The following is a 12,650-nucleotide window of genomic DNA, read 5'->3' as shown; positions in this document are numbered from 1 at the left end:
AATTTGATAATTTTTTATTATCTCAATTTTTCTTGGGTTAAATATTTGTCTTAAACATTATTATTACCTTCAAAAAAAAATCCCACGATTTAGGTAACGTGAGATCAAAAGTTAGTAGAGAACAACTTTTAATAAAGCGGAACGTTAGAATCTATTTCTTGACTCCAAGCAGCAATACCGCCTTTAACGTTCGTACCTTCAATACCAACTTGTTTCAGGATGTTTAGAGCTTTTGCCGATCTTCCACCCAATTTACAATGAGCGATTAAACGATGACCATTGACTAATTGTTTAATTTTTTCTACACCAGCACCATCTTCAATTTCTGGCAAAGGAACTAAAACAGAACCAGGGATTTTAGCTATTTGATATTCATTGGGATTGCGAACATCAATCAAAACAAAATCATCGGCATTGCTATCAAGTAACTGCTTTAGCTCTTGTACCGTCATTTCTGAGATTGTTTGTTGCTGTTGTGCTTCGGCTGCTTTAGCTTGAGGAATACCGCAAAATTGTTCGTAATCAATTAATTTTTCAATGACAGGACGTACAGGATTGGGTCGTAGTTTGAGTTCACGGAACTTCATATCCCAAGCATTGTAAAGCAGCAATCTACCACTGAGAGTATTTTCTGCACCAAGAATAATTTTGATCGTTTCTGTAGCTTGGATTGTGCCAATGATACCTGGAAGTACTCCTAAAACTCCTCCCTCAGCACAGGAAGGCACCATTCCTGGCGGTGGTGGTTCGGGATATAAATCACGATAGTTTGGTCCATCTTGGTAATTAAAGACAGTTGCTTGTCCTTCAAAACGGAAAATCGAACCATAAACATTCGGCTTGTTTAAAAGAACACAAGCATCGTTGGTCAAATAACGAGTAGGAAAATTATCTGTCCCATCGACTATAACATTATAGGGAGCAAAAATATCGAGGGCATTAGCTGAAGTTAGCGCAGTTTGGTATAAATCTATCTGACAATAAGGATTTATCTCTAAAATTCTCTGTTTGGCTGATTCGATTTTAGGTTTCCCTACCGAAGATGTGCCGTGAATAATTTGACGTTGTAAATTGGAATGATCGACTACATCAAAATCGACAATGCCAATTCTACCAATTCCTGCTGCTGCCAAGTAAAGCAACAAAGGTGAACCAAGTCCACCACTGCCAATGCAGAGAACACTAGCTGCTTTTAAGCGTTTCTGTCCCTCCAGTCCTACCTCTGGCAAAATAATATGACGAGAATATCGCTGATAGTCGTCTTGAGTTAGTTCTATTTCATCCAAATTGGGATTTAACATGGTCGTTGGGTCTAATCTGCTGTGATATTAGAGACTGGGATAAACAACGGAGGGAAGTTGAGTTGGGGTTAAATAAGTTGTAATTATTTACTAAATATTCGCTCTCCGAATTTCTTATTGTATAAAATTCTATCTGGCTAAAGAGCATTATTAAATTTATTAATTTATCTAAACTTATTAAAGGGTAGAGCGATCGCGCTTGGCGCTGAAGTCTGTTCGATTATTTGTCAATTGCTGTGAAGGTTGGAATTTTTTTTGGCATTACCATTGATTTAATTTGTTACCTAAATTAATTAAAAGTTAGGTAAAGGAATTTTATCTCCGCATTCATAGGCGGTTTCAAGCCATAATTCTTTAGCTTCATTAATATTATTAATAGTCTCTTCTAAATTTTCTCCCTGAGTTAAACATCCGGGTAAATCTTTGATTTCTGCAACATATCCTCCTTCTACGTCGGGATAGAGAGTGATTGGATATTGAAGAGTTAAATAATATTCTAGAGGGTTTTCATTAATAGCATGATCTATTTGGTTAAATGCTGTCATTTTTGTCTTCCTTGAGATTTAAAAGTTCAACAATTTTCTGCACATAAACTCCCTTAACTTTTTGCCCTCCTTTTTTGGGAATAGTAATTTTTCTGCCTTGGGAATCTCTAAAGCTATGATGACTACCTTTAGAGCGTTGTTCTTCAAAACCAAATGCTTTTAGTACATAAACTACATCCCCAAAACTAACTTCAGGAGGCTTTTGGAGAAATTGAAGGATGAGTTTTTTTAATTTGCTCATTTTTTATTTTATCATTCGTTTCTTAGACGGAAGCTAGATGAGCCTACTACCTATGTTTAGTATCGAACTTTCAACTCACTGCTAACTATTGCTTCAAAATCGTCTTAGAAACAAGCCGAGTTTTTTTCTTTTCTCCTTGAGATAATTCTTCTCCTGCTTGAAGACGAGTAGCACTGGTTTGTAGTACAGTCGCTCCTTGTTCATCTCCTAACTGCAACGCCGTTTTAGCTGCTGTTTGTAACATGGTTGCTGCACCAGTGAGATCACCTTGTTGAAGTTTTGCCTCGGCGATTTGGGTTTGACGATATTTGGCTAAAGCAAGTACCGAATGCTGTACTTCTGAGTTTGGTTTTGATTGATATTGTTCTTGTACTTCTACTTCGATGGGAAAAATTTCTGAAAATAAAGCTTCTTTTCCCAAAGAGGGGTCATCGTAGCGAACTTGTACTGAGGCAATTTGCTGGTGTCCTGGTTCTTCTGGATAGATGTAAAGATTGACTAAAATAATTCTCTCACGATCAATCATTAAATCGCCCAAGCGAACAGTAAAATAGTTACCTTCTAATTGAGTGGGTAATTCTACGGTTTCTGGCGAGACTTGCGCCACAGGTTTTAACTCTGCCAAGCGAACTTCAGGCATTAATTCCATCATCAGGTAGGCATTGGTTAAGCCGACGGTTTGAACGCGAGTGAATAATTTTTCAAACTCAGCGATCGCTTGTTCTGGTTGTTCGATATAAGTAAGGCTACCTCCAGCAGAATCGGCAATTTGTTCTAACACATCCTGATTCCAATGTTCGCCAAAACCGAGAGTATTAATCGTGATATTGTGTTCTGAGGCGAGTTGAGCTAGTTTTAAACAGCGTTGATTGTCGCCGTGTTCGTTTTCGCCGTCGGTTAATAGAAAAATTTGCGAGACGGTATTTTGTTTACCCGCAGCTATTTCTTTAATTCCTAGTTTCAAGCCTTCATCAATGGCAGTTCCTCCATCTGCTACCAAAGTGTCAATTTGTCGCTCAATTTGACTTGAATCGCTTACTAATTGATTAGGAATAATTACCTTAGCTCGATGATCAAAAGCTACCACCGAAATGCGATCGCGATTAGTTAATTTTTTGATCAGATTGACTGCTGCTGCTTTGACTTTTTCTAAGGGTTTGCCGTTCATTGAACCACTACGGTCTAAAATTAGACACAAATTAAGTGGTAAATTTTGTACTCTTGCATCGTTAACGGCAGAAATAGCAAGAGAAAGTTGACGTTGACTACTTCTTTGTTGAACGTCAAGATAAGGATCGCTAAGAGCAGACTTCAAACCAACTTGCATGGCTCAAATCAAAAAATTAAGGATGAAGAAGAGTAATTAATGGTTACTCTGTTCTACGATAGCGCGATCTAATAGTCGATCCTATGTTTTAGAATTAAATTTTAGTTAAAACTTATTGGTCAACCAAATTGATTGATAAGGTTTGAGCATCATTTTATCGTCTTGCTCATCGAGTATTTTATTACCAATCAAATCGTACCAAGTATCAGTACAAACCAAATTGAGATAAGATAGACGTAATTTCTGCTGGCGATCGCTAAGATTAAAAATACAGAAAATACTTTGATCTCTTTCTCTACTTTGGCGCCAAAAAGCAAATAAAGTCTTATTCATCGGGTGCAAAGTGTATTGAGTCGCATTAGGATGAAAAGCGGGTTGACGACGGCGAATTTTAATTCTGCGACTAAGTTCTTTCAAAACACGAGATTGAGGTGATTGAGGATCACTTAACAATTCTTCTAATTGATTAATTTCCCATTGATGACGATTAATCGAACGTTTGCGTCCAGTTTTAGCAACATTATCATAATCATTCGGAGTTGCCAATAAACTATGAATGTAAAAGGCAGGAATGCCTTCAATCGACATCATAATGGTTTGGGAACAGATAAATCTTTCCACTTGCCATTGATCTTCTCCGCGAACAGTTCCTCTTAAGGCATCAAACAAAGAAATATTGATTTCATAAGGACTTTCTGTACCATCAGCTTTTTGCCTCATACTGATTTGTCCGCCAAATTTTTGCATTGTTTCTAACAGTTGATGATATTCTTCTTCTGCTAGTAATCCTTCGGCGGGACGAACACCAATACCATCATGGGAAGCAGTAAAGTTAAGATAAGCACAACCAATTGGGGCTGGTGGCATACTCATCATCCAGGTTTTGAGGTGTTCTGATTTTCCTTGCAAAAGTGCATTGAGGAGTAAGGGCGGGAGACTAAAGTTGTAGATCATGTGCGCTTCGTCTCGATTACCAAAGTAGCTTAAATTTTCTCGATTAGGTACATTTGTTTCGGTAATTAAAGCAACATCAGCATTTAACATTTGTAACAATTCGCGCATCAGTCTAATTGCTGCATGGGTTTCAGTTAGATGAATACAGCTAGTGCCAATTTTTTTCCAGAGATAACCAACCGCATCGAGACGAATATATTTTGCGCCTCTTTGAACATAAAAGAGGATAATTTTAATAAATTCGATCAAAACATCAGGGTTAGCAAAATTGAGATCGAGTTGATCGTGACTAAAAGTCGCCCAGAGATACTTTGTTCCATTAACTGTTTTAACTGGGGCTAAAAGTGAACTGCTGCGGGGACGAACTACTTCGCTAAGATCTATACTTGGTTCTACTTCAATAAAATAATCACATCCAGGTTTCTCTCCTTGCTGATATTGTTTAAACCAAACACTTTGACTGGAAACATGATTGATTACCAAATCAACCATTAAATTGAATTTACTGGCAATGTTTTCAATATCTTCCCAATCTCCCAATTTGGGATTGACTTGCAGATAATCAATTACAGCAAAACCGTCATCAGAACTATAGGGAAAAAAAGGTAAAATATGAATTCCCGTAACTGTCTCATGAAAATATTTAGTGAGAAAGCGATCGAGAGTAGTTAAAGGCTTTTCTGCTGTAGTAGGATTAATTACACTATCACCGTAAGTAATGAGAAGAACGTTATTTTGACTCCATTTATTTAAATTTTCTTCTTTTAACGGTGCGAAATGTTCTGCCAGTAGAAGATAAATTTTGTCTACCAGTTTTTCTGCTGCCTCTTTACCATACAGTCTTTGGAGTAATGGTTTTACTTTCCAGGAAAAATGTTTGACTTGTTCTATCGATACCGTCATGAATCTCAATAATCTACTGCTGTGAATACAATTAGTCTGACAAGCGAAGTTGATTAAAAATTTTGTTTGCTTGTAGACTCCGATAGTTGATTAGCTACCACTGATTAAGTTCAGTAAGTAGTTTTTCTATTGTGAACAAAAACTCAATGGTTAGATGTTACGAAAGAGATCTTCTCTTTAGGTATTGTGTTAATTTTTTTTATTTAAGTTAGCAAATCTAAGTTTTTATAATCAATCATTAACGTTATCAGCAGTTAACAATTGTTAGGACGCATTTGTCAGAAATTGATGAAGTTTTAGCTCAATTTAACTAAATTACTGTCTCAATTTATACTAAACATCGGCAACAAATTCGTTATTGTCAACATAACGATGAACATAATGCAAATTAAACTGGCAGTAAGCAAATATTTATGCGGATTGAACAACTACAAGCTTTTTTAGCTGTGACAGAAACTGGTAATTTTGGGCAGGCAGCCAAAAAATGTGGGGTAACTCAATCTACAATCAGTCGTCAAATTCAATCTTTAGAACAAGATTTAGGCTTACTTCTGTTTCATCGTACTTCTCAAGCCAAACTAACGGTAGGCGGAGAAAAATTATTACCCCGCGCCCTAAAAATTTGCCAGGAATGGGAAAAAGTTTGTGCTGAGTTTACTGATTTGGCAGCAGGAAAACAACCAGAACTTTGTGTCGCAGCAATTCATTCTGTGTGCGCTCATTATCTTCCGCCAGTGTTACAGAAATTTTGTGCTACTCATCCAGAAATTCAGTTACGGGTAACAGCGTTGGGAAGCGATCGCGCTTTGAAGGTGTTACGAGATGGTTTGGTAGATGTGGCGATTGTGATGAATAATCGTTTTTTAACTTCTTCAGCAGAAATGGTAGTTGATGTTCTTTATGAAGAAGAAATTCAAGTTTTGATGTCAGTCGATCATCCCCTAACTAAATATGAAACTATTACTTGGTCAGAATTAGTTAAATATCCCCAAGTCGTATTTAAAGATGGTTATGGAATGCAAAGATTGGTACAAGAATGGTTTGCCCGTCACAATGTCGAACCAAAAACAATTATGGAATTGAATACACTTGATGCTTTTAGAGGTGTAGTCAGACAAGGAGAAATCATTGCCTTACTTCCTCAAGCAGCTTTAATTGAATCTCGAAAAGATCCTACTTTAGCAGTTCGTTCAATTAGTACACCCGATCAGTTAATCTCTCAGGATATTTCATCCGTAGAACTTAAAAACCATTTAACTCGTCAGGTAGTCTTAGTCACCACAAGCGATCGCTTGTCAATTCCGCCAATTGCTTATTTTTGCAATCTGGTTAAACAAATGAATCACATTACAACTACTTTATTGAATGAGAAACAATTAGTAGGTAATTGCTAATTACCATAACAGGCTATGAGCAATCAGTTTCGAGAATTATTAAAAAAAGTCGGTAGCGGTACTCATACTGGTAAAGATTTAACTCGCCAAGAAGCAGAGATGGCAACTTTAATGATGTTGCAACAACAAGCAACTCCCGCTCAAATTGGTGCTTTTATGATTGCTCATCGAATTAAACGTCCAACTCCTGAAGAATTGGCAGGAATGCTCGATGCTTACGAAAAATTAGGCACAAAACTTACTCTAGCTCAGACTAACACTAAATTACCTGTTGTATTTGGCAATCCTTACGACGGGCGATCGCGTACCGTTCCACTGATGCCGATTACTGCTTTAATCTTAGCTACAGTAGGAATCCCTGTAATTTTACATGGTGGGGATTGTATGCCCACTAAATACGGAATTTCTTTAATCGAAATTTGGCGCAACTTGGGAGTTGATTTTGCTGGTTTATCAATCAGTCAAACTACTAACTTACTAGAAAAAACAGGCATTGGTTTTATTTATCTACCGCAACACTTTCCTGAAGCTAATACCCTAGTACCCTATCGCGATCAAATAGGTAAACGCCCTCCCTTTGCTACCGCAGAATTAATTTGGTCACCCTTAATAGGTAATTATCATCTGGTTTCTGGTTTCGTTCATCCTCCTACCGAAGAACGTTTTCAAGCAACTTTTAAATTAAAAGGAATTAATCACTACACCACCGTCAAAGGATTAGAAGGTAGTTGCGATCTTGCTCGAAGTCGTACAGGTATTATTGGTTTAGGACAACCAGATGGTAGCTTTGAACGCCTTCATCTCCATCCCCGCGATTACGATTTAGATGGCACAGATTTGTCTTTAGAATCTACCCCTCAATTAATCGAACAACTACAAGCAGTCATCGCAGGAAAAAATTGTGAATTAATGCCTTCAGCGATTTTAAATGGGGGTTTTTATCTCTGGCGGTTTGGGATTTGTTCAGATTTAACCACCAGTTTTACTGAAGCAGAAAGTATTTTAACTCAAGGCAAAGTCGCTGATAAATTAAATCAGTTGCAAAGTCAAATCACTACTAATACTAGCGTTACTCTCAGTGAAATAGTTTGAATTAGCGCAGAGAAAAAAAAGAAAATTTTAAATGGTTGAAACCAATCGCTCAATCTATCTGTTCCTTAGTCACAAGTAACTAGGCACAATAATTTATAAAACCCTGCTATTAAACTTAAACTGTTTCCTATTACCTGCCACAGCCATTTTATATTTAATTAAACCCACTTACTTAAGTCTTACTTTAAACATTAGACAAAAATACTTAAATTTTCGATTAATTTTACCTAAATCTTGATCATTACTCCTGATTTAATGGTAGCTTTTTTGTATAAAACAAACTCTTAAAATCAATCTGAACTATAACTTAAATTTAAAAACAAATATATTTAATTACTGTTGAATTTAGTTTTAATCTAGCAAGTAGGAAAAATTATTATGAAAAAGATTTGTTTTAAAGTGTTTAATAGTTTAGCGATCGCAAGTCTTACTATCTTGATTGGTACAGAAGCTACAATTGCTGCTGATACTACTTCTACTAATAAAAATGACCAGCTTACTCCCATCAATCTAGTCTTTCACGGTTATCAAGGTTATTTTACTGACCAAGGAATTCCTAGTGGTGCTACTTTTATTTCATCAGTACATTTTGGAACAATAGATGCTGAACAATTGGTTAAAAGTGCAATTGACAAAGGAAGACTTGCACCAGAAACTATCAACGACGAAAGTTTTCTTCGCAAAGTTCAAGCTTCATTAAGCTTGATCGAACGTAGAAGATAAAATTGCTTTAATTAACCTGAAATTTTAATCATTAATTAAATTAGTAGACAGAATGATTTAGGATTTCTTAATTAAATGAAATAGAGTTAAAGGCACTGGTTTTTGTTGATAGTTAATTTTTGATTATTTATCCCTCATCATTCATAATTAATGTAGGGGCAAGGCACTGCCTTACTCCTACTACTAATTTTATTTATTGCAAAAATCATTCAGAAAAAAGCTTTAAAGAATCAAAATTATTTTCTCTTTTTAAATTATTTCGACCAGAATTAAAAAGATATTGTGGAGAAGATTTACCATACGCATTTCCTCGATATTTCAGCATCAATAGCGGAAGAATGTCGTTAGATTTCAGCGAAGTTTGAATTTGTCTAGAATATAAATTAGCCCCTCGATACATTCCAATAATTTCTTGTTCTCTTATTTCTAGAGAAATCACTTGACAATCATAAACAACACCACGATAACCGCATTTCATAATTTTTATTCCTCAGACTAGATCGAATTTTTTATTTTCAGTAAGATTTTCGTGCCTGTCACCAACTATTTCTTCAGCTAAACGGTTTAACAAAGATAATTGACGATGTTTATTGCGTTGACGCTGACGCACAAGTAAGATTCGAGATTGTTGTTGAATCGTCATGGCAAATAAAAATTAAAAATGTGTTAGAAATTACCAAAAAAAATTCTGTAACAAAAGCTACAAAATGATAACAAAAAAATTATAGCCTGATAACATTGAGGCGGAGGTTAAACAATAATTAATAAATGTTTAATTCTGGAAAAGTATCAATCGAGTATTAGAAATTAAATTTCTTTATCTTAACTTAACGATTGAAATCGACAAATCATCAGAGCAACGTTAGATTTGTGAACGTATTTACACTTAAAGTGATTATTTGTATAAATAAAGTTTTGCTTAAGTAGGGACAACAACCTTGTAAATTGATTGCCTAATCATTTACAACTGATTTAAATAATCTAAATTTTAGCCAAAACTACATTTCTTTTATTTATAAAAATGTTTTCAATTTATATCCTTACTTACAACGAAGAAATTGATATTGCTGCTTGTATCGAATCTGCTTCTGTGACTGATGATGTAATTGTTGTTGATTCTTTTAGTACAGATCGTACCGTAGAAATTGCGTCTACTTATCCTGTGCGAGTTGTACAACACAAATTTGAAAGTCACGGGAAGCAACGAACTTGGATGCTAAAAAATATTCCCACTAAATATGAATGGGTTTATATTCTTGAGGCTGATGAAAGAATGACTCCAGAATTATTTGCAGAATGTTTAGCAGCAATTAAATCTCAACAAGCGATCGGTTATTATGTGGCAGAAAGAGTAATGTTTATGGGTAAATGGATTCGCCATAGTACCCAATATCCTCGTTATCAAATGCGTTTGTTTGAAAAAAGAAAAGTCTGGTTTGATGATTATGGTCACACTGAAAGAGAAGTTTGTTTAGGTAATACTGGATTTTTAAGAGAAACTTATCCTCATTATACTTCTGGTAAAGGTTTAAGTCGTTGGTTAGATAAACACAATCGTTACTCAACGGATGAAGCAGCAGAAACTATTAAGCAACTTAACAAAGGTAAAGTTAATTGGCAACAATTATTCTTTGGTAAATCAGAAGTAGAAAGAAGACGTGCCTTAAAAGACTTGTCTTTACGTTTGCCTTTTCGTCCTTTGATTCGTTGGTTTTATATGTATTTTATCCTTGGTGGTATTTGGGATGGTAAAGCAGGATTTGCTTGGTGTACTTTACAGGCATTTTATGAGTATTTAATTATTTTAAAAGTAGAAGAAATGCAAGCTTCTTTTCCTCCACAAGTAAAAGCTAATCTTCAGCAAAATATTGATTTGAATCCTGAGACGAAAGTTGAGGTTTTGTTCCACTCTTCAGTAAGTTAAAATAAACAACACAATTCAATGATTTTAGTCTGCAAAGTAGCTAAAGAGTTTGCTCCTTTTTTGAGACTATATTCTAAATCTAATAGTAGAGGTAAAGCAGTAATCAACTGTTGAGAAGATAAAGTAGCAATTTCTCTTTGTAAGTATTTAACTCGAAAAGGATTACCAATTTCGGCTGCTTCAGCTATTAGTTTATTGTCTCTATTGCCTGTTTCTTCCATCAGTTTAATAACTAACCAAGTACGAAATTTTGCTACCAAAGTAGCAACTATCTTTAAAGGAGGTTCGTTTAAATTAATTAAATCGCTTATTAATCCCAAAGCTGTAGCAGTTTTACCAGCTATAATGGCTTCAGCTAGTTTGATGCTATTTTGAGTATTACAAATAACTAAAGAAGCGATCTCGGCTTCGCCGAGGCACGGTGTGGACAGCGAAGCTGGCGCGTAAGCGGTCGCCTTTTGATCGAGTGGTTGATGATGGTCTTGATAATAAAGACTTAATTTATCTAATTCATTACATAATTGTCTAGTATTATTTCCAACTGAATCTGCTAGTAATTCAATTGCTTTGGAAGTAAGTGGAACTGCTTTAGTTTGAGCGGTTTCTTTAACCTTTGTAATTAACCTATCTGTTTCCCAGGGAGGAATTAAAGTAAATTCTTTGACTTGAGCATATTCTTTAATTAATTTAGTTACTTTGAGTCGACTATCGGGTTTTTTGCTAGTAGTCAACAACAGATGAGAAGTATCAGGCACAACTGGTAAGGTTCGTTGCAATTCAATTAAAAGATCATCCGAACATTGCTGACATAGATTAGTCTCGGCTAACCAAACCAAACGTTCTCCCATACCAAATACAGGAGTCATCACTTGATTTAATCCTTCAAGAATAGTTTCCTTGCGATCGCCTGGTAGTTTATGATAATTAAATTGTTGCCAATCAGGATTAAGAATTTGTTGCTGTAATTGAACTACTGCCCTATCGATCTCAAAATCGTCTTCTCCCCAATACAAATAAATAGGCATAGTTTACTATCCAAATTAGGTATATTAAAGCAAGCATCAAAAGCTACAGAGTTAGTCAGACAAACTTGATTAACTGTTATTGAAGTTTAACTAATGGTCGGAGGTAAAGAGGCTTGGACGAAACTTATCAAGATTATATTAATCGCGTAGCTAGACTGACACTAGCAGATTCTTATGCTAGCCAACTACAATCTATTCAGCCATCTCCTAAATTTGTTGATGGTCAACCAGTATCTTTTCCTGGCTACAGTATCATTACTCCTCCCGCAGAAGAAGATAGTATTAATCAAGAATTTTATACTCAATTAAATCAATTAGCCCAAAAATTATTTGAGCAATTAGATGAAGGCATTGTAATTCCTTTATCATCAGAAAGCTTTCACTTTACCTTAGCCGATTTAATTTGGGACAGTACCTATCGTCAAGCAGCAGCAGACAGTCCTAATTACGATCAAAAACTACAACAACAAATTCAAGAAAGTTTTCAACAATATCAAACTCTCGCTCATTCTACTCAGACCATCTCTTGGGAATTATTAGGGTTCGGTATCCGACCCCGTGCCATTTTAGTTTATCTTGCACCCAAAGACCAAGACAGTTACGAAGCGATTATCAAATTACGCCGTGCTATCTATCAAAATTCTGGTTTAATGGCTCTCGGTATCGAACAACAATATGATTTTACCGCACATATTACTTTAGGTTACTTTGGCGAAAACATTACTGAGGTAAGTAAAAACAAATTGAGTCAAGTTATTTCTCAATTAAATGACAGCTTACTCGAAATTCCGCCTTTAATTATGACAGTGCAACGAGCGGAATTACGTAAGTTTGAGGATATGATGCAATACAATCGTGATTCTGATTGGGCTTTAGTCACATGGGAAAATAAATAATCGCCATTTTCCAGGAATTGTAAGGTTTGTTAACGCTAAATTCTAGGTTTCGGCTGTTTTAAAGCTTTTCCTTACGGGACTTTGAGCTTATTTTCTAGTTTGTCTCTACTCCTACTATCTTTGTTCACGCCTTCAACTGCTGTCAGTTCGGAGGCGGATTAAAACAAAACTTTTTTTATAGAACCCATTTGGTTTCTATATCCACGTTTCTTGCGTAGCGTCCTAGAAATAGTCATAAAATATCTCTTATAATTATCAGGGGTCTTTGCCTGAAGCAAGTTCAGGCGTTTATGAACCCCGTGAGATACCCTAAATTGAACCTGAT

Annotated in this window: 12 protein-coding genes and 1 pseudogene; 5 read left to right on the top strand and 8 right to left on the bottom strand. The window is 35.6% G+C overall.

Annotation, left to right across the window (positions count from 1 at the left end; translation table 11 throughout):
• Positions 1–128: 128 nt before the first annotated feature.
• The 5 genes and pseudogenes from moeB to STA7437_RS09855 form a co-directional block, all read right to left on the bottom strand.
• Positions 129–1,301, bottom strand: coding sequence for a molybdopterin-synthase adenylyltransferase MoeB (gene moeB / locus STA7437_RS09875; RefSeq protein WP_015193243.1), 1,173 nt, complete (start codon positions 1,299–1,301; stop codon positions 129–131).
• A gap of 299 nt (positions 1,302–1,600) precedes the next feature.
• Positions 1,601–1,846 (bottom strand): annotated as a pseudogene (locus tag STA7437_RS09870) (type II toxin-antitoxin system HicB family antitoxin); the annotation flags it as partial.
• A complete protein-coding gene (locus STA7437_RS09865; RefSeq protein ID WP_015193241.1) occupies positions 1,833–2,087 on the bottom strand; it encodes a type II toxin-antitoxin system HicA family toxin in 255 nt (84 codons plus the stop codon). The pseudogene STA7437_RS09870 and the gene STA7437_RS09865, both read right to left, overlap by 14 nt.
• 85 nt (positions 2,088–2,172) lie before the next feature.
• Positions 2,173–3,414 carry a vWA domain-containing protein gene (locus STA7437_RS09860; RefSeq protein WP_015193240.1) on the bottom strand — a complete coding sequence of 414 codons (1,242 nt, stop codon included), beginning with the start codon at positions 3,412–3,414 and terminating at the stop codon, positions 2,173–2,175.
• Positions 3,415–3,519: 105 nt separating this feature from the next.
• Positions 3,520–5,271: a sugar phosphorylase gene (locus tag STA7437_RS09855; RefSeq protein WP_015193239.1), complete on the bottom strand. Its 1,752-nt coding sequence runs from the start codon at positions 5,269–5,271 to the stop codon at positions 3,520–3,522.
• Between the two features lie 413 nt (positions 5,272–5,684).
• Here STA7437_RS09855 and STA7437_RS09850 point away from each other — a divergent pair, with 413 nt between their 5' ends.
• The 3 genes from STA7437_RS09850 (at position 5,685) to STA7437_RS09840 (ending at position 8,480) form a co-directional block, all read left to right on the top strand.
• On the top strand, positions 5,685–6,665 hold the full coding sequence (locus STA7437_RS09850; protein ID WP_015193238.1) for a LysR family transcriptional regulator: 981 nt from the start codon (positions 5,685–5,687) through the stop codon (positions 6,663–6,665).
• 15 nt (positions 6,666–6,680) lie between these two features.
• On the top strand, positions 6,681–7,757 hold the full coding sequence (locus tag STA7437_RS09845; protein WP_015193237.1) for an anthranilate phosphoribosyltransferase family protein: 1,077 nt from the start codon (positions 6,681–6,683) through the stop codon (positions 7,755–7,757).
• 378 nt (positions 7,758–8,135) lie between these two features.
• Positions 8,136–8,480 carry a hypothetical protein gene (locus STA7437_RS09840; protein ID WP_015193236.1) on the top strand — a complete coding sequence of 115 codons (345 nt, stop codon included), beginning with the start codon at positions 8,136–8,138 and terminating at the stop codon, positions 8,478–8,480.
• 205 nt (positions 8,481–8,685) lie between these two features.
• Here STA7437_RS09840 and STA7437_RS09835 read toward each other — a convergent pair whose 3' ends face one another.
• Together STA7437_RS09835 and STA7437_RS26560 are read right to left on the bottom strand one after the other, a co-directional pair.
• A complete protein-coding gene (locus STA7437_RS09835) occupies positions 8,686–8,958 on the bottom strand; it encodes a DUF4278 domain-containing protein (protein ID WP_015193235.1) in 273 nt (90 codons plus the stop codon).
• Between the two features lie 12 nt (positions 8,959–8,970).
• On the bottom strand, positions 8,971–9,123 hold the full coding sequence (locus tag STA7437_RS26560; protein WP_015193234.1) for a hypothetical protein: 153 nt from the start codon (positions 9,121–9,123) through the stop codon (positions 8,971–8,973).
• 378 nt (positions 9,124–9,501) lie between these two features.
• Between STA7437_RS26560 and STA7437_RS09830 the strand changes: the two genes are divergently transcribed.
• Positions 9,502–10,404: a glycosyltransferase family 2 protein gene (locus STA7437_RS09830; protein WP_015193233.1), complete on the top strand. Its 903-nt coding sequence runs from the start codon at positions 9,502–9,504 to the stop codon at positions 10,402–10,404.
• Here the strand turns inward: STA7437_RS09830 and holA are convergent.
• Positions 10,401–11,429 (bottom strand): DNA polymerase III subunit delta, encoded by a 1,029-nt coding sequence (gene holA / locus STA7437_RS09825; protein ID WP_015193232.1) that lies wholly within the window; start codon positions 11,427–11,429, stop codon positions 10,401–10,403. The two genes, STA7437_RS09830 and holA, sit on opposite strands and share 4 nt — an antisense overlap.
• 113 nt (positions 11,430–11,542) lie before the next feature.
• Between holA and STA7437_RS09820 the strand changes: the two genes are divergently transcribed.
• Positions 11,543–12,325, top strand: a complete 783-nt coding sequence (locus tag STA7437_RS09820; RefSeq protein ID WP_015193231.1) for a hypothetical protein — start codon at positions 11,543–11,545, stop codon at positions 12,323–12,325.
• The last annotated feature ends 325 nt before the right edge of the window (positions 12,326–12,650 follow it).

The sequence above is a fragment of the Stanieria cyanosphaera PCC 7437 genome, from assembly GCF_000317575.1.
GTDB lineage: Bacteria > Cyanobacteriota > Cyanobacteriia > Cyanobacteriales > Xenococcaceae > Stanieria > Stanieria cyanosphaera.
The sequence above is the reverse complement of the archived record's forward strand: the minus strand, read 5'-3'. Positions and strand labels throughout refer to the sequence as shown.

What these genes read in the sequence shown, in the direction of transcription:
- moeB (WP_015193243.1), bottom strand. Translation starts at nt 1,301, where the DNA reads ATGTTAAATCCCAATTTGGATGAAATAGAACTAACTCAAGACGACTAT.
- STA7437_RS09865 (WP_015193241.1), bottom strand. Translation starts at nt 2,087, where the DNA reads ATGAGCAAATTAAAAAAACTCATCCTTCAATTTCTCCAAAAGCCTCCT.
- STA7437_RS09860 (WP_015193240.1), bottom strand. Translation starts at nt 3,414, where the DNA reads ATGCAAGTTGGTTTGAAGTCTGCTCTTAGCGATCCTTATCTTGACGTT.
- STA7437_RS09855 (WP_015193239.1), bottom strand. Translation starts at nt 5,271, where the DNA reads ATGACGGTATCGATAGAACAAGTCAAACATTTTTCCTGGAAAGTAAAA.
- STA7437_RS09850 (WP_015193238.1), top strand. Translation starts at nt 5,685, where the DNA reads ATGCGGATTGAACAACTACAAGCTTTTTTAGCTGTGACAGAAACTGGT.
- STA7437_RS09845 (WP_015193237.1), top strand. Translation starts at nt 6,681, where the DNA reads ATGAGCAATCAGTTTCGAGAATTATTAAAAAAAGTCGGTAGCGGTACT.
- STA7437_RS09840 (WP_015193236.1), top strand. Translation starts at nt 8,136, where the DNA reads ATGAAAAAGATTTGTTTTAAAGTGTTTAATAGTTTAGCGATCGCAAGT.
- STA7437_RS09835 (WP_015193235.1), bottom strand. Translation starts at nt 8,958, where the DNA reads ATGAAATGCGGTTATCGTGGTGTTGTTTATGATTGTCAAGTGATTTCT.
- STA7437_RS26560 (WP_015193234.1), bottom strand. Translation starts at nt 9,123, where the DNA reads ATGACGATTCAACAACAATCTCGAATCTTACTTGTGCGTCAGCGTCAA.
- STA7437_RS09830 (WP_015193233.1), top strand. Translation starts at nt 9,502, where the DNA reads ATGTTTTCAATTTATATCCTTACTTACAACGAAGAAATTGATATTGCT.
- holA (WP_015193232.1), bottom strand. Translation starts at nt 11,429, where the DNA reads ATGCCTATTTATTTGTATTGGGGAGAAGACGATTTTGAGATCGATAGG.